A 20835-nucleotide genomic window follows, 5' to 3' on the forward strand; every position below is an offset into this window, starting at 1 on the left:
ATGAAAAAAATAATTAATCAAACAGATGATATATTAAATGAAATGCTTGAAGGACTCTCTTACGCTTATAGTGATTTAGTAACACGAGTTCCAGGAACAAACGTTATTGCTAAAAAGACTATTTCTGGTAACAAAGTCGGTGTCGTAAGTGGTGGAGGAAGTGGTCATGAACCTGCACATGCTGGATTCGTTGGAAAAGGAATGCTGAGTGCCGCTGTTTGTGGAGAAATTTTCACATCACCTACTCCAGATCAAGTACTAGAAGGAATTAAAGCAGCCGATGATGGTGCTGGAGTATTACTTGTCATTAAAAATTATTCTGGTGACGTGATGAATTTTGAAATGGCAAAAGATTTAGCCGAAATGGAAGGCATTGAAGTTGAAACAGTTTTAGTTGATGATGACATTGCGGTTGAAGATAGCACATACACAGCTGGAAGACGTGGTGTTGCTGGAACTATTTTCGTTCATAAAATTTTGGGTCATGCCGCAGAAAATGGTAAAACATTAGCTGAGATAAAAGAAATCGGGGACAAATTAGTTAAAGACATTAAAACACTAGGTGTTGCTTTAACCGGTGCAACAGTTCCTGCTGTAGGGAAACCAGGATTTGTTTTAGAAGAAGACGAAATTGAATTCGGTGTGGGAATCCATGGAGAACCTGGTTATCGTAAAGAAAAACTACAATCATCAAGAAAACTAGCTGAAGAATTAGTTGGGAAACTAAAAGATGAATTTAACTGGAAATCTGGTGATAAATATGGTGTGTTAGTGAATGGTTTAGGTGGAACACCATTAATGGAACAGTTTGTTTTCATGAATGATGTGAAAGCGCTATTAGAAGAAGATGGATTAATTGTTGACTTCAAAAAAGTTGGTGATGTGATGACATCAATTGATATGGAAGGATTATCGTTAACGATGATTCACCTAGATACACCTGAATGGACAGAAGCATTGAAAGCACCTGTTACAACAATTGCGTGGTAAAAAGGAGAAAATTGTATGGAAGCAAAGAAAATTATAAATTGGTTACAACTTTTTACAGATAAAGTTGGCGAAAATAAAGCGTATTTAAGTGATTTAGATACACCAATCGGAGACGGTGATCATGGTGCTAACATGGCTCGTGGAACGAGTGAAATGATGAAAGTTATCGAAGAAAAAAATCCAGAAACACCAACAGATGTCTTTAAGTTAGCGGCTATGACATTGATTAGTAAAGTCGGTGGGGCTTCTGGTCCTTTATATGGTTCTGCTTTTATGGGAATGACAAAAGCATCAATGAAATCAGATGATTTGGTGACAATTTTAGAAGGTGGCATGAGTGAAATTCAAAAACGTGGCAAAAGTGAGCAAGGCGAAAAAACAATGCTTGATACTTGGTCACGTGTCATTGAATCTCTCAAAGACGGTTCTTTAACAGAAGAAAAAGTGAAAGAAATTGCCGAAGAAACAAAAGAGATGAAAGCAACAAAAGGACGTGCCTCTTATTTAGGTGAACGTTCAATTGGACACATTGATCCAGGTGCTATGTCAAGTAGTTACCTATTTGAAGCTATGATAGAAGTAGGAGTGAAATAGATGAGTTTAGGAATCGTATTAGTATCACATGTATCAGAGATTACAACAGGTATTACTCGTTTAATCAAAGAAGTAGCCAAAGATGTTTCGATTACAACAGCTGGCGGTTTGGAAGACAACGGTATTGGAACTAGTTTTGATACGATTATGTCAGCATTTGAAGAAAATGAAGCAGACACTATCCTGGCTTTTTATGACTTAGGAAGTGCTAAAATGAACTTGGAATTAGCAATGGACATGACAGATAAAAATGTCATTTTATATGATACAGCATTAGTGGAAAGTAGTTATACAGCGGCCGCGTTAATACAAGCTGGTGCTGATTTAAAAACCATTGAAGAACAATTAAGCGAATTAAAGGTAAAATAACTAGGGGGAAAAATCATGAGAAAAGCATTTATTAGTCCATCAAAATATGTACAAGGCGAAGATGAATTACTGAACTTAGGTTATTATGTTAAAACATTTGGAAAGACAGCTCTTTTAATCGCACATCAAGATGATATTAATCGTGTGCAAGAAAAACTAGACAAGACAGCAGAAAAATTTGGTATCACATTTATTCCAAGTCATTTCAATGGGGAATGCTCACGTGGTGAAGTAGCAAGGTTACAAGCATTTGCTAAAGAAAATGAAGCCGATTGTGTGATTGGTTTAGGTGGTGGTAAAGCCATTGATACATCAAAATGTGTAGCTGAAGGAGATCACTTAATTATCGTGCCAACTATTGCTGCAACTGATGCACCAACAAGTCATTCAGCTGTTTTATACACTGAAGATGGTGAATTTGATGACTATGCTTACTTTAAACAAAGCCCAAGTGTGGTCATGGTTGATACAACGATTATTGCTAATGCACCAACCAGATTTTTAGTATCAGGTATGGGGGATGCGTTATCAACATTATTTGAAGCTCGTGCAACAGCGAATTCATTCTCAAATGTTAATGCCGGTTTACCAAATGGGTATGTGACAAAAGAAACAGCTCCTGCTAAAAATACGATTGCAGCTTACACATTAGCTAAAGTATGTTATGAGACATTACTTGAAAATGGCTACAGTGCCAAAATAGCATGTGACAATAACATCGTGACACCAGCGTTAGAAAATATTGTTGAGACCAATATTTTATTATCCGGTTTAGGATTTGAAAGTAGTGGTTTAGCTGCTGTTCATGCAATCCATGATGGATTAACTGCTTTAGAAGGAACTCATTCATATTTCCATGGCGAAAAAGTTGCCTTTAGTGTGATTTGTCAATTAGTCTTAGAAAATGCCTCACAAAAAGAATTACATGAAGTACTTGATTTTAGTTTATCTATTGGCTTACCAGTTTGTTTAGAAGACATTGGCGTAGAAAGCATTACGTTTGAAGAAGCAATGGAAGTGGCTAAAAAGGCTTGTATTCCAGAAGAATCAATTCACTCTATGCCTTTCCCTATTGTTGAGGAAGAAGTTGCGGCTGCCATTATTGCAGCAGATAAGATTGGTCGTGATTACAAAGCGAAACATAAATAATGATTTAAAGGTTTCAAACAGCCAGAATGCTCTATGATCTGGCTGTTTATTGTTTTATATACTTATGTTAGACTAGGGAGGAAAAAGAAGAAGGGGGGATGTTATGACGCGGATTATCAATAAACCAAACGATACTGTTTCACAAGTTTTAAATGGTGTGGCATACATTCATCAAGATATCTTACAAAGAATTCCTAAAACAGGTATATTATTACGAAAAAGCAGTATACCAAACAAAGTTTCAATCATTAGTGGTGGGGGAAGTGGCCATGAACCAGCACATTTTGGGTATATTGGAGAAAATATGCTTGATGCTTCGGTGAGCGGCCCCGTATTTATTCCACCAACAGCTGAAGAGGTATTTAAAGCCATTCAGAAAACAGATCAAGGTGACGGCGTTTTATTAGTCATAAAAAACTTTGAGGCTGATGTCAGTAATTTTTTACAAGCAGAAAAGCAAGCGAAAGACGCGGGTCATAAGGTTTCTCACGTGATTGTCAATGATGACTGTTCAGTTGAAACCGGAAGTTTTGAAAAAAGACGTCGAGGTGTTGCTGGAACTATTTTTGTACATAAAATACTGGGAGCGGCAGCTAGTGAAGGGAAAACATTAGATGAATTAGTTTCAATAGGAGAAAAAGTCATCAACTCAATGAATAGTCTAGGGGTGGCTTTGTCAAGTGGGACAAGTTTAACTGGAGAAACGTCTAACTTTACCTTAGAAAAAGATATGATTTCCTTTGGTATTGGCATTCATGGTGAAGAAGGATATCGAAGTGAACCCTTTCATTCGTCAGAACACTTAGCCAATGAGCTATTAAATAAATTACTCGTTCAGTATGATGATCATACTAATAAAAGATTTGCAATCCTTATAAATGGTTTGGGTACAACGACGGTAATGGAGCAGTATGTTTTTTCAAATGATGTCAAAAGGCTGTTAGAGTTAGAGGGTGTAACGGTTGTTTACGCTAAAACAGGAAATTATATGACATCAACTGATATGGCTGGAATTTCGTTGACTCTTTTAGAAATTATCGAAGAAAGTTGGTTAGAGTATCTCGAAAAACCAACTAATGCTTTTGCTTGGTAAAAAATTAATTATTTGAAAAAAAGGTTGTATTTAAATGAAACTTATGATATATTAATAAGCGTAGTATATTTGATTCGTTTTAGGAAAATTAACGTTCTGTTTACATTTCTCCTATTAAGCGTCACATTTATTGCAACAAAATATGCGTATATGATTACGCGATAATAAGGAGGAAACACAACATGGCAAACGGAACTGTAAAATGGTTTAACGCTGAAAAAGGTTTTGGTTTTATCACTCAAGAAGGTGGAGAAGATGTATTTGCACATTTCTCAGCTATCCAAGGTGACGGATTCAAAACTTTAGAAGAAGGTCAAGAAGTGACTTTTGATGTTGAAGAAGGTCAACGTGGACTTCAAGCAACTAACATCGTTAAAGCTTAATCTAACTTTTAATTAAACAAAACCACTTAAGTTAATTCTTAAGTGGTTTTTTATTTGTTTGAATCAAATGGCTTGTCTATCACCATACTAAGGGCTAAACCGATGCTAATCATTTTATCCATATTTACAATAAGTCCTTGGATTAAGTCCTTGGATTTTATCAGGAGAAAAGTGGATCTGTTCAAAGTGGCACGTAGAAAGATTGAGTGAATCAAGAGATGTATTTAACCAGGTTGTATTTTCAAGAGTACAATCATCTATTTTAAGTTGTTTCCAAGTGGTATCAGAAAATTCAGATGATAATGGATTGCAAGATAAAAAATGTGTCAGGCGTATTTTAGAAAAATTAAATGGTGTATGGGGCATAGTACAGTTGGTAATTGACAATGGTTAAGATGGGAATTAACCCCATAGATGACACTCTTTAAACATAACACGATGGAAGGAGCTGTTCATCCTTTCTGATAGATATCATACATAATGTTTAGAACAAGTATAGAATACTACGTTATTAAATGATAAAAAAGTTGTTGACTTTTTTGTTTGATTCTTATACAATTAAGAAGTTGAGAAATTAAAGCAGAAGCACCCGCTTCTCGCCTTAACAATAAAAAATTGTTGGGCTAGATAACGTTTAGTTTTGATATAATATCAAATACTATTTTGGTGCGGGGTCTTTATTTGTAAAGAGCTCGTTTTTTTCTGTGTTTTTCTCTAAAAAATTCGGAGGTGAATGACCATAGCAAAAGATAATATGGTGAATGACGGCATTCGTGCAAGAGAACTACGTTTAATTGCAGTAGACGGAGAACAGCTAGGTGTTAAATCTAAAGTAGAAGCTTTAAGAATTGCTCAAGAAGCAAATCTTGATCTTGTTTTAGTATCACCAAATGCTAAACCACCAGTTGCAAAAATTATGGATTATGGAAAATTCCGTTTTGAGCAACAGAAAAAGGAACGCGAAGCCCGTAAAAAACAAAAAGTCATTAATGTGAAAGAGGTTCGTTTGAGCCCAACAATCGATGTCAATGATTTTAATACCAAATTGCGTAATGCGCGTAAATTCCTTGAAAAAGGTGATAAAGTGAAAGCTTCTATCCGATTTAAAGGTCGTGCGATTACCCATAAAGAAATTGGTCAGAACGTCTTAAATCGCTTAGCAGATGAAACAAGTGATATCTCAGTTGTTGAGCAAAAAGCGAAAATGGATGGTAGAAGTATGTTTATCATGCTTGCACCAAAAACAGATAAGTAGGTAAGAATCTGAGGAGGAAAATAACATGCCAAAAATGAAAACACACCGTGGATTAGCAAAACGTGTAAAACGTACTGGTGGTGGAGGTCTTAAAAGACATCGTGCATTTACTAGTCACCGTTTCCATGGAAAAACTAAAAAACAACGTCGTCAATTACGTCGTCCAGCAATGGTATCAAAAGGCGATTACAAACGTATTCGTCAACAATTGACTCGCATGAAATAATTTTTAGTTCCTGATAATAGCTAAAAATATATATTGAAATAATGAACAACTCAAGGAGGAATTATCATGGCACGTGTAAAAGGTGGAACAGTAACTCGCCAACGTCGTAAAAAAGTGCTTAAGTTAGCTAAAGGCTACTATGGCTCAAAACATACATTATATAAAACAGCAAAAGAACAAGTGATGACTTCTTATACATACGCATTTAGAGATCGTCGTCAAACAAAACGTAACTTCCGTAAATTATGGATTGCTCGTATTAACGCAGCAGCTCGTATGAATGGTTTAAGTTATTCTAAATTCATGCATGGTTTAAAATTAGCAAACATTGATATGAACCGCAAAATGTTAGCTGATATTGCTATTCATGATGCAGAAGCATTTACAACATTAGCTGACCAAGCAAAAGCTGCTTTAGCTAAATAATAAGAGTTATTAATCTAGAGAATGTATGTTTTCTAGATTTTTTATATGAAAAACACATGTTTTTTAGGTGAGATAAATCTAAAAAGCATGTGTTTTTTTATTAATAGTTTAAATAATTCAATAGTTTATTTAGGTCATTGATTTGTTCTTGTAAACTTGCTCCAATAGTCGTATCTCTTACGTATTTTCTATCCACAGGTCTATCCACAATTCGTTTGACTGAAGCAATATCATCGTTTTGTAAAATAACTTCTTCTATAGAGGAAAAAGGTTTATGAGCAACTAATTGCATGCCGTAAGAATTATATAAAAGAGTATATCCGGCGATACCGGTTGTTTTTTGATAAGGTTTTGAAAATCCTCCATCGATTACTAACATTTTTCCTCCTGCTTTAATAGGTGTTTCTCCCTTAATCTCTTTAACAGGAGTATGACCATTTATAAGGTGGCTATCTTTCTTGTTTAGACCAAATTCAGAAAGAATAAAAGAAATCGTTTCTTGATTCTCTCTAAGTTTATAATAAGCATTTTTTTCTTCTATGTGAGTTTCCTTGTCTTTAATGAAATATCGTTCAAAAGTAGTCATTTCTTTTTTTCCGAATAATGACGAATTTTCTCCTGACCATAAATACCAAAGTAAATCTGTGTCGATATCGTTATGACTATGTGGATTAGCGTAAGCTCTTCTTAAGCTGGTTTCAAAAAAATCTAATAGATATTTCCCTTTATACGCGTGTCCGTTGATATGGAAAGCTTTTAATGAACCATCTTGGTTTAAAGGAACGCAACCGTGAATAAGCAAGTTATCATTGTAGACCAGGTACATATTTCCTCTTCTTACTAAAAAATCAGTATGGCGTTTTAATTTTTCTGAATGGATAAAGTTATGCATTAAACGTTCAATAATATCTTCTTCTTCCAATGTTAATTTAGTGGGATTATTAGGATCTACTGTCATGAAACAGGTGTTGGTTAAAGTATACTTTTTTCCTTTTAGGTGAACCGATAAGTCAGTGTAGTCGACAGTTGTTAAAAATTTTCTATGATCCATATTAAACTCTTGTCGCCTAGAAACCAATTGTTCCTCTAATTTGAATTGTAAAATAGCGGCTGCTTGATGTATTTTGGTTGTCTCTAACAGCTCTTCTTTTGAAGATATCGTTTCAGGTGTTGTTTTCGGTTGAAATACTGGATTATCTAGGTAGTACTTTTCTGCATAAGTCAGTAACGGTCGTAAGTTGATACCATAAGTATCTTCAATAATATCTAAGTTATTATATCTTGCTGAAATGCGAATGATATTCATCATACAAATAGGAGAACCTGCTGCTGCACCAATCCAAATGATGTCATGATTTCCCCATTGTATATCGACTGAATGGTAATTCATTAAAGCGTCAATAATTTTATCTGGTGCAGGTCCTCTATCATATATATCGCCGACAACGTGTAAATGGTCTATAACTAAACGTTGGATAGTGTAACACAGGTCAATAATTAAAGCGTTTCCTTGTTTGAGCGTCAAAATATTAGAAATGATTTGATTATAATATTCTGCTTTATCAGCATTAGTTTTTACTTGATAAAGTAGCTCCTCAATGATATATGAAAAACGTTTTGGTAAAGATTTTCTTAATTTTGAGCGAGTATATTTACTCGCACTAAATTTTATTAAACGAATTAATTGATCAATTGTTTGTCTATACCAATTAGCGTTAATTTGTTTTTCAAGATGTTTTAATTTTTCCTCGGGATAATAAATAAGTGAAGCAAGGTTCTGTTTTTCATTAAAAGTTAATTCATTATTAAAGACATCATTTATTTTTTCTTTTACATTACCCGATCCATTTCTTAATAAATGTTGGAAAGCATTGAACTCCCCATGTAAATCACTAACAAAGTGTTCAGTGCCTTTTGGTAAGTTTTGAATCGCTTTCAAATTTATGATTTCGCTAATAATGTTTTCTTCATTTTCATACTGTTTATAAAGTAAATCAAGATATTTATTTTGTTCTATCATATAATCTAAACCTTTTCTTTTTACCTTAATAGTAGTCTATCATACATTATTAGTCAATATATACCAATTAGTAAAAAATACCTAATTGTCAAACGATAAAAAAATTTGTATAATTTGTAAGGATGGGGTAGGTGATAAAAAATGAGAAATGAAATGATGTATCGTCCAGTTTTAAAAGATGAAATAATAGAATTACTTAGGCATAGACAACCGGAAATGAGCGGTAAAGTAGGAAAAGTCCAAGAAGAAGCTAAAGAAACAGGAGTACCAGTTATTCCAAATGAAACAGCGACGTTTTTACGATTTTTCTTAAAACAAATTAAAGCAAAAAATGTTTTGGAAATTGGCACTGCTATTGGTTTTTCTGCTAGTTTGATGATAGAGGCTATGGGAAAAGATAGTCATGTGACGACGATTGACCGATTTGACGTTATGATTAGGCGAGCAAAGAATACATTTGAACAATTAGAAATTGAAGATCAAGTAACTTTACTAGAAGGTGACGCAAAAGATTTATTAGGAACTCTTGATGGGCCATATGATTTTATATTTATGGATAGTGCAAAATCAAAGTATATTGAGTTTTTACCAGAATGTTTAAGGTTAGTAAAAACAGGTGGCGTGATTATGATCGATGACGTATTTCAAGCGGGAACAGTCATGCATGATATAAAGGATATACCTAAGAGCCAGCGAACTATTTATCGAAAATTAAATCAATTATATGATACCGTACTAGGAAATGAAGACTTATCTGTCACGATTCTTCCCTTAGGAGATGGCGTGTTAATGATTTCAAAAGAAGTGGATAATGTACACTTAAAAAGTGACAAGGGAATGTGATAGAGTCACATTCCTTATTTTTTATTAAAATAAAAAACCCAACTGATAAATAAATTAACAGTTGGGTTAAATAACGTCGCAGGAGGGATTCGAACCCCCGACCGTTCGCTTAGAAGGCGAATGCTCTATCCAGCTGAGCTACTGCGACTGAATGAATAAGTAGTATTGGTTGTTTCAAACAACAGAATAATCATAAACAATTTTCACAGGATAGTCAACTGTTTTTTTATAAAAATTTATTTTTTAAAAAAACCTATGTAAAAGGAAAAACAGAAGAAAAAATGGATGATAAACAAACGGAATTTTAAAAAACTAGACAAAAAGTAGAAGTATGATGTATACTTACAAAAGTATTGTTGATATTATGGGGAAATTAAACAATATAACAATTAATTTATGTGTAAGGGGAATATACAATATGGGGAAAATCGATCCACGAGTCATTAAAACTCGTAAAAAATTAAGACAAGCTTTTCTAGATTTGTTAAAAACACGTAGTTTGAGTGAAATGAACATCAAAGATTTAACAAATCAAGCAGGTGTTACTAGAGGTACTTTTTATTTACATTATCGAGATAAAGATACATTTATTGAAACCATTATGGAAGAAATCATTGAAGATTTCTATGAATCAGTGGTGGAGTACATTCCTTATCAAGGTGATGAAGAAAAACAAATTCCACGAATTGTTTTAGATCGTGTGTTTGCTTATATTGGTAACTCACCAGAATTTTTTGTTACGTTACTAAATGAAAACGATGCAGAAGATTACCGCGTATTATTTAGTGAACGTTTATATGACTACGTATTAGCTCATGTGAACTATGGTAACTCTATCCCAGTTAGAAAAATGCCAAAAGAATTGGTAAATAACTTTGTTGTATACTCGTTGCTAGGTATTTCAAATGCGTGGGTTAGTGAAGGTCAGATTTACGCGAATCATTATATTGCCGCAATGGTATCAAAAATGTATCGCTCTGAATTGTTTATTGAAGTTGGGTTGTCCGACTTTTTTGTATCTGAAACACTCTAATTTATAGAGAATGGTCAAAAGTTATTGACCGTTCTCTTTTTTTTTGGTAGAATGTTAATGTTGTATTTGTGTGCACCACAACTACAACCGCACGAAACAAGTATTAAGAACGCAAGTCGCTTGTAACGGCGAGTCTAAGTATAGAAGAAGGAGGTGCGGAACAAACATGTACGCTATTGTAAAAACTGGTGGAAAACAAGTTAAAGTAGAAGTAGGTCAAGCCATTTACGTTGAAAAATTAGACGTAGAAGCTGGCGGTAAAGTTGTGTTTGATGAAGTCGTTTTAGTAGGTGGAGAATCAACAAAAGTTGGAACACCACTTGTTGAAGGAGCAACTGTTGAAGGAACTGTTGAAAAACAAGGAAAACAAAAGAAAGTTGTCACTTACAAATATAAACCTAAAAAAGACAGTCATCGTAAACAAGGTCATCGTCAACCTTATACAAAAGTTATGATTGAAGCAATTAATGCCTAATTTTTAGAAAGTAGGTATGCTTGTGATACAGGCTAAATTTAAGCAAACTGAGACCGGTGACTTTTTATCATTTGAAATGGATGGACATGCTGAATCAGGTCCTTATGGATACGACATAGTGTGTGCAGCAGCATCTGCTTTGTCAATTAATACGATAAATAGTATTAACGAACTAGCAGACTATATGCCCATTTATGAAATGGAGTCAGGATATCTTTATTTTGAAAGATTGGATTCTTTATCAGATAAACAAATTGATATAACAAATTTATTGGTTCACAGTTTATTAATTGGGCTACGCTCAATTGAAGCTGATAATCAAGCATTTATACAAGTTAAACTCAGTCAAGGAGGTGCAAATCCATGTTAAAAATGAATTTACAATTATTCGCCCATAAAAAAGGTGGAGGTTCTACTACTAACGGTCGTGACTCAAGATCAAAACGTTTAGGTGCTAAACGTGCTGATGGTCAAACTGTATCAGGTGGATCAATTTTATACCGTCAACGCGGAACAAAAATTTATCCAGGTGAAAATGTTGGTCGTGGTGGAGATGATACATTGTATGCAAAAGTGGACGGAGTTGTTCGTTTCGAACGCAAAGGTCGCGAAAAAACACAAGTATCAGTTTATCCAGTGGCTAAATAATTAAAACTCTAAAGCAGCTTATTCGTTGGGATAAGTTGCTTTTTTATTTTGTTTGATTTTATTTCCTTGATAAGTTTGTTATAATAAAAAGTAGCATAATGAAAAGAGGGCGACGTAAATGATGGAACGTGTAGAAAAATTACGAAGTAAAATGGTGGAACGTGGAATAGATAGTTTTTTAATTACAAATTCATATAATTTAAGATATTTAACAGGCTTTACTGGAACAACAGGTATTGCGTTAATCACTCTAGACAAAGCATATTTTATTACAGACTTCAGATACACTGAACAAGCAAGTGAACAATGTGTAGGATATGAAATTGTTAAAAATGTTGAACCAGCTTTTAATGTTGCTGCTGATCTAGTGAATCAATCTAAAGTTCAAAATATGGCATTTGAAGAACAAACAGTATCGTTTTTCCAATACACTGTGTTAGAAGAATTAGTAGATGTTGATTTAATACCAGTAACAGGAGTGATTGAAACTTTACGTGAAGTAAAAGATATCGCTGAGATTGAAACCATTCGTAAAGCTTGTCAAATTGCTGATGCTGCCTTTGAACATATTTTAACTTACATCAAACCTGGAATGACTGAAATACAAGTAGCAAATGAATTAGACTTTTATATGAGAAGTTTAGGAGCAAGTGGTGTATCATTTGATACAATTGTCGCAAGTGGATTACGTTCAGCTATGCCACATGGTGTTGCAAGTGATAAAGTTATCGAAGTTGGCGATTTTATTACGATTGATTTTGGTTGTTATTATAATGGGTATGTTTCTGATATGACAAGAACGATTTCTTTAGGTGAACCAAGTGAAAAATTGAAAGAAATCTATCAAATTGTTAAAGAAGCACAACAATTGGTTTTGGATACAGCTAAGCCAGGTATGACTGGTATAGAATTAGATGCAGTAGCAAGGGATTATATTGCTGAAAAAGGATATGGTGATGCTTTTGGTCATTCAACAGGACATGGAATTGGTTTAGAAATTCATGAAGGACCAAATGTTTCTAAATTAGCTGAAAAAATGTTTGTTCCAGGAAATGTTATCACAAATGAACCAGGAATTTATTTGCCAGGAATTGGTGGGGTTCGAATTGAAGATGATATGTTAGTGACAGAAGATGGTATTGACCGATTGACACATTCTCCAAAAGAGCTTATTATTTTATAGATAATTCATGTGAAAAATAGTATTTTAGGAGGCCGTTATGATATCAGTTAATGATTTAAAAACAGGCTTAACAATTGAAGTAGATGGTAATATTTATCGTGTCATTGAATTTCAACATGTTAAACCAGGAAAAGGTGCAGCGTTTGTTCGAACAAAATTAAAAAATTTACGAAATGGAAATACTGCTGAAAAAACATTTCGTGGTGGAGAAAAAGTCGCAAAAGCTCAAATAGATAATAAAAAAATGCAATATCTTTATGAATCTGGAGGCAGTTATGTCTTTATGGATATGGATACTTATGAGCAACTAGAGTTACCACAAGAACAGATAGCAGAAGAATTAAATTACTTATTGGAAAATAGCGAATGTCATATTATGATGTATGGAACAGAAACTATTGGAATAAATCTTCCAAATACGGTAGAATTAGAAGTCAAAGAAACAGAACCAGGAATTAAAGGAGATACATCATCAGGGGGATCAAAACCTGCTGTTATGGAAACAGGGTTAGTTGTCCAAGTACCATTCTTTATTAATGCTGGTGACCGTTTGATTATTAATACAACTGATGGGTCATATGTTTCTCGTGCATAGTGATAAACTAAAGGAGGAAGTTTAATGTCAGAAAATAAAAATTTGGTATTAAGTAACCAAAATCAAGCGATTGATGGAGAAATTGTCGTTGCTCCTGAAGTCATAGAAGTTATTGTTGGTATTGCTGCATCCAAAGTATCTGGTGTTTATGGTATGCGCGGTAACTTAGCATCTAACGTTGCTGAACTGTTTGGAAGTTCTGTTCATGACAAAGGTGTGTATTTAACAAATGATGCTGGCAAGATTAAAATTGACCTGTATTGCTTCTTGAATTATGGTGTATCAGTGCCTAAAACAGCTATTGATATGCAAGAAAAGGTGAAACAACAGGTTCTTTATATGACAGATTTAGAGATAGCAGAAGTAAATGTCCATGTTGTTGGCGTTGTTCCTGAAAAAACAACATTGCCAGATTTAAATGAATTATTTGATTCAGAAGATGAGGAAGATTAGAGTGGGATTAACAAGACACCAATTAAGAGAAGTAGCTTTTCAAACAATTTTTTCAATGATGTATCAAGAAGATGCTGCAATTATTGATTCCATTAGTTATACACTATCACTAATGGATAAGAGTTTTGAGTTAGAGGAAGAAGATTTAGTGATTCCTACTTATTTAGAAGTGGTTGTAACTGGGATTACGGAAAAACAAGACATACTTGACGAAGTGATTGAAAAACATTTGAAAGGATGGAAAATTAATCGTTTAGCTAAAGCTGATTTGATTATTTTACGTCTAGCCATTTTTGAAATGCTATATTTAAAAGATATACCTAACAAAGTATCATTGAATGAGGCGCTTGAATTAGCTAAAACGTATAGCGATGACGAATCGAAACGTTTTATTAATGGTGTTTTGTCATCAGTATTAGAAGATATAGAAACAGAAACTGTTTAATCATAAAAGACAAAAAGATTAATTTCTTTTTGTCTTTTTAAATAAGCTACTAGGAGTTTTTGTAAGTAAGTGTTAATGGCTAGTTTAATATGTTTATGTATAAAAATAAAGTAGATAATGTCTTCAACTAACGTAAATAGAAATGAAAGTATTCAGTAATTTTTATTGTTGAAATATAAATTCATAGTATAATAAGAACTAATTATGATAAGATGACCTTTAACTAAGGAATATTATCATAATTAGTTTTTTTATTAAACGAGATGATATTTTTTATCAAAAATAGCTTATGATACAATAGAACGAAATGAAAAAATGAGGGGATGGAGACTATGACAGTAATTTTAGACGGGAAAGCATTAGCAAATAAAATGCAAGAAGATTTAGCCAATGAAGTGGCAGAATGGAAAACTAAAGGTTATCGTATACCAACACTTGTGGTCATTTTAATCGGAGAAGATAGTGCAAGTAAGGTATATGTTAAAAATAAAGAGAAATCAGCACAAAAAATAGGATTTAATTCAATTGTGAGACGATTAGATACAACGATTAAAGAAGAAGATCTTTTATCAATTATTGAATCATACAATCAAGATGATTCAGTAGATGGTATTTTAGTTCAACTACCGCTACCAAAACATATAGATGAAGAAAAAGTATTATTAGCCATTGATCCTAGAAAGGATGTGGATGGTTTCCATCCTTTAAATGTTGGAAAATTATTTGTAGGAGATCCAGACATGCATCCATGTACTCCATATGGCATTATTACTTTGTTAAAAGAGCATAATGTTCAACTTGCTGGGAAAAAAGTTGTGATTATTGGTCGAAGTAATATCGTCGGTAAACCATTGATGCATATGATGTTGAATGAAGATGCGACTGTGACAATTGCTCATTCAAAAACAAAAAATTTGAAGGATGAAACGCTAACGGCAGACGTGTTGGTAGCTGCAATTGGACAAGCTGAATTTATCACATCAGATTATGTGAAAGAAGGAGCTGTTGTGGTTGATGTTGGAATGAATCGTAATAGTGAGGGCAAATTAGTTGGAGATGTTGATTACCAAGATGTATTGCCAAAAGTTAGTGCCATCACACCTGTTCCAGGAGGCGTTGGACCAATGACGATTACGATGTTAATGGAGCAAACCATGAACCAGGGAAGAAAGTATTGTGGTGAAGAAAAAGAATGACGGGAAAAAATTATTTAACAGTAACAGCCTTAACAAGGTATTTAAAACGAAAATTTGAAGCAGATCCTTATTTGGAGAAAGTTTATTTAACTGGAGAAGTATCAAATTTTAGACCTAGAGCAAACAGTCATCAATATTTTAGCTTGAAGGATGAAAAAGCTAAATTATCTGCGGTGATGTTTAAAGGTGCTTATCAAAAATTAAAATTTCAACCAGAAGAAGGCATGAAAGTTTTAGTAGTTGGTCGAATTTCGCTTTATGAAGCATCAGGAAATTATCAAATTTATATTGATCATATAGAACCAGATGGTGTAGGAGCGCTTTATCAAGCTTATGAACAGCTTAAAAATTCGCTAAATCAAGAAGGGCTATTTAAAGAAAGTCATAAACAACCATTAGTTAAATATCCTAAACGCATTGCTGTTGTCACTAGTCCTAGTGGCGCGGTAATTAAAGATATTATCACAACTATTCAAAGACGTTATCCGATTGCACAACTCGTTTTATTTCCAACAAAAGTTCAAGGAGACGATGCCTCTAAAGAAATTGCTCAACGGATTAGAGAAATTAATGAGATAGGAAGTTTTGATACCATGATTGTTGGTCGTGGTGGAGGTTCTATTGAGGATTTATGGTCTTTTAATACGGAGGAAGTTGTAAGAGCGGTATTCGAATCCAGAACGCCTGTTATTTCATCTGTCGGGCATGAAACAGATACGACACTGACTGATTTAGTGGCCGATGTTAGAGCGGCAACACCTACTGCAGCTGCAGAATTAGCAGTTCCAGTATTAAAAGAAGAGTTAATAAAAATTCGTGAAAAACAAATGCGTTTATACAATGCATTAAATAATCAGTTGAAACATAAACGGGCTAACTATGATAAATTGAGTCAGTCAGTGATGTTTAAGCAACCGAATAGATTATACGAAGCCTTTTACTTACAATTAGATGGTTTAGACAGACGTTTGAAACAAACCATTATAAATACATTGCATGAAAAACAAACGCAGTGGCAAAAACAATCTGAAACATTAAGACTTAAAAACCCTTCAGAACAAATAAAAAGACGTCATCAAGAGCTTACTTTTTTTGAACAAACACTTAAGCGTTCGATGCAACAGCTGTTACTTAATAAAGAAAAGCATTTTTATCAAGCGGCTGAATCACTTGATTTATTAAGTCCTTTAAAAACAATGAGCAGAGGATATAGTTATGTTACGAAACAACAACATATTGTAAAAAGCGTATCAGATGTTAAAATTGAAGATGAAGTGACGTTAAATGTATCAGATGGTAAAATAATAACAATTGTAAAAGAAATAGAAAGCGATGGGATGATATGACCAAAGAAAAACAAACATTTGAAGAATCAATGGAAGAGTTAGAAACGATTATTAAAGGGCTTGAATCAGGGGATGTTCCGTTAGAAATAGCTTTAGAAAAATTTCAACGTGGTGTAGAATTAAGTAAGCAGTGTCAAGAAACATTAGCTAATGCCGAAAAGACCTTAACAAAAGTCATGAGTCAAGATGGTCAAGAAATAGAGTTTGAAGCTAAAGGAGAGTAATGATGACAAATTATTCTGATTTTGTCGCAATGAATGCACCAAAGATTGAACAAAGTATTTGTGAATTTATTCGGGAAGAAACGATTGGAGAAGAATTAACTAAATCAATGATTTATTCTATTAAAGCGGGTGGAAAAAAATTTCGTCCACTTCTTTTTTTAGCAACGTTAGATTTATTTGATTACTCTATTACACAGTCTGAATATGATGTGGCAAGTTCACTTGAAATGATTCATACCTATTCGTTGATTCATGATGATTTGCCAGCGATGGATGATGATGACTTACGTCGTGGAATGCCAACAAATCATATTGAATTTGGAGAAGCGTTAGCTATTTTAGCAGGAGATGGGTTGTTAACTGAAGCGTTTCACTTATTATCTTTGGCTGATATTGAGTCTGAAAAGCTAGTTAAAATCATGGAGATATTATCAGCTAGTGCTGGTACAAAAGGAATGATTGCAGGACAAGTAGAAGATATACAGGCTGAGAATAAACCAGTTTCTTTGGAAGAGTTGCAGAAAATTCATGAGAAAAAAACAGGAGCATTAATAAAAAGTGCTGTCGAAATGGCGTGTATTATAGCGGATGTTAATATCTTTGTTCAGGATAAACTAGAACAGTATGCAACTGCTTTAGGGATTGCATTTCAAATTCGTGATGATTTACTTGATGTTATTGGGGATGAAGCATTAATCGGTAAACACACTGGTAGTGATGAAAAGTTAAATAAATCAACTTATGTATCCCTATTGGGATTATCTGGTGCTAGAAAAGCTTTTTATGAGAAATGTGATGAGGCAAAAGAAGCGTTGAATCAAGTCAAATTAGAGTTAAAACGCCCAATAATTGATTTGACAATATTAGATGAAATACTAAAAGAATTGAAGGAAATAGAATGAAAGAAAAAGTAGGAAAAGAACGTGTTGATGTTCTTTTAGTGCAACAAGGACTGTGTGAAACAAGAGAAAAAGCAAAACGGACAGTCATGGCTGGTTTAGTTTGTGATGAAAAAAATATTCGTTATGACAAGCCTGGAGAAAAAATTCCGATTGCAACTGAACTTAGATTAAAAGGACAAGTAATGAAATATGTGTCTCGTGGTGGTTTGAAATTAGAAAAAGCAATTGAAGTATTTAATATTGATTTTTCAAACCGAACCTTATTGGATATTGGGTCATCAACTGGAGGATTTACTGATGTTGCCTTACAAAATGGGGCGATGATGAGTTACGCTTTGGACGTCGGCTCTAATCAACTTGCATGGAAATTAAGACAAGATGAACGTGTTGAAGTCATGGAAAAAACGAATTTTAGATATGCTAAGTTATCGGATTTTAAATTAGGTCAACCAAATATTGCCACAATTGATGTTTCGTTTATTTCATTAAAATTGATTATTCCAGTCTTACGAAACATCATTTCGGAAGATGGAGAAGTTGTGGCATTGATTAAACCACAATTTGAAGCAGGAAAAGAACAAGTGGGAAAAAAGGGAATTGTTCGAGATAAAAAAGTGCATATGGATGTATTAAATAAAATGATTAGTATGATGACGGAATCTCAATTTGACGTAGTGAAGTTAGACTATTCTCCAATTACTGGTGGGGAAGGGAATATAGAGTTTCTTGCTTACTTAAGACCTTGCCAAACAACCGGAAATTATTTGGGACGTGAAATAATAGAAGAGTTAGTAGAAAGAGCCCACAATCACTTGAATGAATAAGAGAGGTCAGGCTGAGTATGAGAAAATCCGAACGACAAAAACTAATAAAAAAAATAATATTTGAAGAAAATGTTGGGAAACAAGAAGAGTTAGTTATAATGTTAAAAGATCGGGGTATACCTGTCACACAAGCAACTGTATCAAGGGACATTAAAGAATTAAATTTAATTAAACAAGTTGATGAAAATGGGGTTTTTAAATATTTTTTACCTAAAAATGACACAGCTGAAAAGCGTCGTTTAGAAAAAATGATGGGAACATCATTTATCAGTATTGATACGATGGACAATTTAGTGAATCTTCAATTAGAGCCTGGAGTTGGGGTGATTATTGGTAAGTTAGTCGAATTTGTTTATGAAGAAAGTTTATTTACTGTTGTATCTAACGATGATAAATTACTCATTATTACGCGAACCCATGAACAAGCGCGTATGTTAGAAAGAGAAATTTTATCTATGACATAATGGAGTGATGACTGATATGATTCAAGAGTTAACAGTTCAGGATTTTGCGATTATTTCTAATTTAACAATTCCTTTTCGAGAAGGTATGACCGTCTTAACAGGTGAAACTGGCGCGGGAAAATCAATTATTATTGATGCAATGGGACTTATTGCTGGTGGTAGAGGATCAATTGATTATATACGAGATGGGGCAGAAAAGTGTCGTATTGAAGGGTCTTTTTTTGTGTCAGATAATGAAGATGTAGCAACTTTTTTAGAAAAAAATGGAATAGAGCCATCAGATGGACAATTGGTGATACAGCGTGAAATTTATCGTACTGGACGAAATAATTGTCGCATTAACGGACAACTTGTTACTACAAAAATATTACGAGAAATAGGACCATATATAGTAGATATTCATGGTCAAAATGAACATCAAGAATTAATGCATGTTTCTAATCATTTGCATTTATTAGATCAATATGGCATGAAACAATTAGGTAATGAATTAACAGTTTATCAAGAAAAATTTAAGAACTACATGTCTCTTAAAGAGCACGTCAACCATTTATTAAATAATGAAAAAGAATTTGCTCAACGAATGGATATGTTAACGTTTCAGTATAAAGAAATAGAATCCGCACAGTTGACGGATGGAGAAGAAGAAACATTAATTGAAGAACGACGTAAATTAATGAATTTCCAAAAAATTATGGATTCATTAAAGAAAACCTATCAATATTTAGATAATGAAGAATTAAATGCTGTCACATTAAGTGGTGCTGCGATGACTGAAATGGAACAAATAGAAACGATTGATGAGGAGTATTCTGAAACAACAGAACTATTAAGAACAGCTTATTATTCCTTGCAAGAAGCAACCGGGAGAGTTAGTAGTTCTTTGGAGCAGCTAGAGATGGATGATGAGCGACTGATTGTCATTGAAAATAGACTAGATGTCATTAGACAGTTGAAAAGAAAATATGGTGATAGCGTTGGTGAAATATTAGAATACTTTAAAGGTATATCAGAGGAATTGTCGGAAGAATTAGGAAATACAACGGATGTTAATAAATTAACAGAGAAATTAGAACAGGACAAAAATGAGTTAAATAAATTAGCTAAAAATATTAGTCAAATACGTCGTAGTGTTGCAAACGTATTAGAAAAAAATATCATGAAACAATTAGCGAGCCTTTACATGGAACAAGCAATCTTTAAAGTTGATTTTATAGAGACTGAATTAACAATAAATGGACTAGATAAAATTGAATTTTATTTATCTACTAATGTTGGTGAATCTCCTAAGCCATTAACAAAAATTGTTTCAGGTGGAGAATTATCTCGTATTATGTTGGCTTTAAAAACTATTTTTTCTGCCACACAATCAGTGACAAGTATTGTATTTGATGAGGTAGATACGGGCGTTAGTGGAAGAGTAGCTCAAGCAATTGCTGAAAAAATTCATCAAATAGGAAAATATTCGCAAGTTCTTTGTATTACCCATTTGCCACAAGTTGCAGCTATTGCCGATACGCAATATTTTATTAGAAAAGTAGTTAAGGATAATCGTACGCAAACAATCGTTAATGAATTAACAAAAACCGAAAGGGTCAATGAAATAGCAAGAATGTTATCTGGTGCAGATGTTACTGAGTTAACCAAAGAGCATGCTAAGGAATTATTAGCTTTAGCAAAAAAAGGCCACTAACTGATT

Annotated in this window: 27 protein-coding genes, 1 tRNA gene and 2 other annotated features; of the genes, 26 read left to right on the top strand and 2 right to left on the bottom strand. The window is 33.6% G+C overall.

Annotated features, from left to right (window positions below; genetic code table 11):
- From dhaK to rplT, 10 genes are all read left to right on the top strand, one after another.
- Complete coding sequence (gene dhaK / locus AC37UB_RS05165; protein WP_117972516.1) at window positions 1-990, top strand: dihydroxyacetone kinase subunit DhaK; 990 nt, start codon at window positions 1-3, stop codon at window positions 988-990.
- 15 nt (window positions 991-1005) lie between these two features.
- Window positions 1006-1584: a dihydroxyacetone kinase subunit DhaL gene (gene dhaL, locus AC37UB_RS05170; RefSeq protein ID WP_490685413.1), complete on the top strand. Its 579-nt coding sequence runs from the start codon at window positions 1006-1008 to the stop codon at window positions 1582-1584.
- On the top strand, window positions 1585-1953 hold the full coding sequence (gene dhaM, locus AC37UB_RS05175) for a dihydroxyacetone kinase phosphoryl donor subunit DhaM (RefSeq protein ID WP_117972518.1): 369 nt from the start codon (window positions 1585-1587) through the stop codon (window positions 1951-1953).
- Between the two features lie 15 nt (window positions 1954-1968).
- On the top strand, window positions 1969-3102 hold the full coding sequence (locus AC37UB_RS05180; RefSeq protein WP_241699282.1) for a glycerol dehydrogenase: 1134 nt from the start codon (window positions 1969-1971) through the stop codon (window positions 3100-3102).
- A gap of 103 nt (window positions 3103-3205) precedes the next feature.
- Window positions 3206-4195 (top strand): DhaKLM operon coactivator DhaQ, encoded by a 990-nt coding sequence (dhaQ, locus tag AC37UB_RS05185; protein ID WP_117972520.1) that lies wholly within the window; start codon window positions 3206-3208, stop codon window positions 4193-4195.
- Between the two features lie 182 nt (window positions 4196-4377).
- Window positions 4378-4578, top strand: a complete 201-nt coding sequence (locus AC37UB_RS05190) for a cold-shock protein (RefSeq protein ID WP_071456381.1) — start codon at window positions 4378-4380, stop codon at window positions 4576-4578.
- A gap of 202 nt (window positions 4579-4780) precedes the next feature.
- Window positions 4781-4972, top strand: coding sequence for a hypothetical protein (locus AC37UB_RS05195; RefSeq protein WP_158559372.1), 192 nt, complete (start codon window positions 4781-4783; stop codon window positions 4970-4972).
- Window positions 4973-5149: 177 nt separating this feature from the next.
- Window positions 5150-5286: a sequence feature (ribosomal protein L20 leader region), on the top strand.
- A 25-nt stretch (window positions 5287-5311) separates the two neighbouring features.
- Entirely contained in the window at window positions 5312-5833 is a 522-nt protein-coding gene (gene infC / locus AC37UB_RS05200; RefSeq protein ID WP_117972522.1) for a translation initiation factor IF-3, read from the top strand.
- 25 nt (window positions 5834-5858) lie between these two features.
- Window positions 5859-6059 carry a 50S ribosomal protein L35 gene (gene rpmI, locus AC37UB_RS05205; RefSeq protein WP_071456384.1) on the top strand — a complete coding sequence of 67 codons (201 nt, stop codon included), beginning with the start codon at window positions 5859-5861 and terminating at the stop codon, window positions 6057-6059.
- Window positions 6060-6125: 66 nt separating this feature from the next.
- Entirely contained in the window at window positions 6126-6485 is a 360-nt protein-coding gene (gene rplT, locus AC37UB_RS05210; protein WP_071456385.1) for a 50S ribosomal protein L20, read from the top strand.
- Window positions 6486-6585: 100 nt separating this feature from the next.
- Here rplT and AC37UB_RS05215 read toward each other — a convergent pair whose 3' ends face one another.
- Window positions 6586-8505 (bottom strand): fructose-1,6-bisphosphatase, encoded by a 1920-nt coding sequence (locus AC37UB_RS05215; RefSeq protein ID WP_117972523.1) that lies wholly within the window; start codon window positions 8503-8505, stop codon window positions 6586-6588.
- Window positions 8506-8646: 141 nt separating this feature from the next.
- Between AC37UB_RS05215 and AC37UB_RS05220 the strand changes: the two genes are divergently transcribed.
- Complete coding sequence (locus tag AC37UB_RS05220) at window positions 8647-9348, top strand: O-methyltransferase (protein WP_117972524.1); 702 nt, start codon at window positions 8647-8649, stop codon at window positions 9346-9348.
- Window positions 9349-9422: 74 nt separating this feature from the next.
- Here AC37UB_RS05220 and AC37UB_RS05225 read toward each other — a convergent pair.
- Window positions 9423-9496, bottom strand: a tRNA-Arg gene (locus tag AC37UB_RS05225).
- Between the two features lie 270 nt (window positions 9497-9766).
- Between AC37UB_RS05225 and AC37UB_RS05230 the strand changes: the two genes are divergently transcribed.
- From AC37UB_RS05230 to recN, 15 genes are all read left to right on the top strand, one after another.
- The gene (locus AC37UB_RS05230; RefSeq protein ID WP_158559374.1) at window positions 9767-10381 is read left to right on the top strand and encodes a TetR/AcrR family transcriptional regulator; all 615 of its coding nucleotides are present in this window, start codon (window positions 9767-9769) and stop codon (window positions 10379-10381) included.
- 75 nt (window positions 10382-10456) lie between these two features.
- Window positions 10457-10527: a sequence feature (ribosomal protein L21 leader region), on the top strand.
- 20 nt (window positions 10528-10547) lie between these two features.
- Complete coding sequence (gene rplU / locus AC37UB_RS05235) at window positions 10548-10856, top strand: 50S ribosomal protein L21 (RefSeq protein WP_071456389.1); 309 nt, start codon at window positions 10548-10550, stop codon at window positions 10854-10856.
- 22 nt (window positions 10857-10878) lie between these two features.
- Complete coding sequence (locus tag AC37UB_RS05240; RefSeq protein WP_117972526.1) at window positions 10879-11226, top strand: ribosomal-processing cysteine protease Prp; 348 nt, start codon at window positions 10879-10881, stop codon at window positions 11224-11226.
- On the top strand, window positions 11220-11504 hold the full coding sequence (gene rpmA, locus AC37UB_RS05245) for a 50S ribosomal protein L27 (RefSeq protein WP_071456391.1): 285 nt from the start codon (window positions 11220-11222) through the stop codon (window positions 11502-11504). Before AC37UB_RS05240 ends, rpmA begins: the two co-directional genes overlap by 7 nt.
- 118 nt (window positions 11505-11622) lie before the next feature.
- Window positions 11623-12687 (top strand): M24 family metallopeptidase, encoded by a 1065-nt coding sequence (locus AC37UB_RS05250; protein ID WP_117972527.1) that lies wholly within the window; start codon window positions 11623-11625, stop codon window positions 12685-12687.
- Window positions 12688-12724: 37 nt separating this feature from the next.
- Window positions 12725-13282, top strand: coding sequence for an elongation factor P (efp, locus tag AC37UB_RS05255; RefSeq protein WP_117972528.1), 558 nt, complete (start codon window positions 12725-12727; stop codon window positions 13280-13282).
- A 24-nt stretch (window positions 13283-13306) separates the two neighbouring features.
- Complete coding sequence (locus AC37UB_RS05260; RefSeq protein ID WP_117972529.1) at window positions 13307-13735, top strand: Asp23/Gls24 family envelope stress response protein; 429 nt, start codon at window positions 13307-13309, stop codon at window positions 13733-13735.
- A gap of 1 nt (window position 13736) precedes the next feature.
- Window positions 13737-14180 (top strand): transcription antitermination factor NusB, encoded by a 444-nt coding sequence (nusB, locus tag AC37UB_RS05265; RefSeq protein WP_490685414.1) that lies wholly within the window; start codon window positions 13737-13739, stop codon window positions 14178-14180.
- Between the two features lie 332 nt (window positions 14181-14512).
- A complete protein-coding gene (gene folD / locus AC37UB_RS05270) occupies window positions 14513-15376 on the top strand; it encodes a bifunctional methylenetetrahydrofolate dehydrogenase/methenyltetrahydrofolate cyclohydrolase FolD (protein ID WP_117972530.1) in 864 nt (287 codons plus the stop codon).
- Window positions 15373-16722 carry an exodeoxyribonuclease VII large subunit gene (xseA, locus tag AC37UB_RS05275; RefSeq protein WP_490685415.1) on the top strand — a complete coding sequence of 450 codons (1350 nt, stop codon included), beginning with the start codon at window positions 15373-15375 and terminating at the stop codon, window positions 16720-16722. The genes folD and xseA overlap by 4 nt, the downstream gene beginning before the upstream one ends.
- The gene (locus tag AC37UB_RS05280; protein WP_117972532.1) at window positions 16719-16946 is read left to right on the top strand and encodes an exodeoxyribonuclease VII small subunit; all 228 of its coding nucleotides are present in this window, start codon (window positions 16719-16721) and stop codon (window positions 16944-16946) included. The genes xseA and AC37UB_RS05280 overlap by 4 nt, the downstream gene beginning before the upstream one ends.
- Window positions 16947-16948: 2 nt before the next feature.
- Entirely contained in the window at window positions 16949-17848 is a 900-nt protein-coding gene (locus tag AC37UB_RS05285; RefSeq protein ID WP_158559376.1) for a polyprenyl synthetase family protein, read from the top strand.
- Window positions 17845-18672 carry a TlyA family RNA methyltransferase gene (locus tag AC37UB_RS05290; RefSeq protein ID WP_117972534.1) on the top strand — a complete coding sequence of 276 codons (828 nt, stop codon included), beginning with the start codon at window positions 17845-17847 and terminating at the stop codon, window positions 18670-18672. Before AC37UB_RS05285 ends, AC37UB_RS05290 begins: the two co-directional genes overlap by 4 nt.
- A gap of 17 nt (window positions 18673-18689) precedes the next feature.
- Window positions 18690-19136, top strand: a complete 447-nt coding sequence (locus AC37UB_RS05295) for an arginine repressor (protein WP_117972535.1) — start codon at window positions 18690-18692, stop codon at window positions 19134-19136.
- Window positions 19137-19152: 16 nt separating this feature from the next.
- Complete coding sequence (recN, locus tag AC37UB_RS05300) at window positions 19153-20829, top strand: DNA repair protein RecN (RefSeq protein WP_117972536.1); 1677 nt, start codon at window positions 19153-19155, stop codon at window positions 20827-20829.
- Window positions 20830-20835 lie beyond the last annotated feature (6 nt).

This window comes from Vagococcus changpingensis (assembly GCF_058211775.1).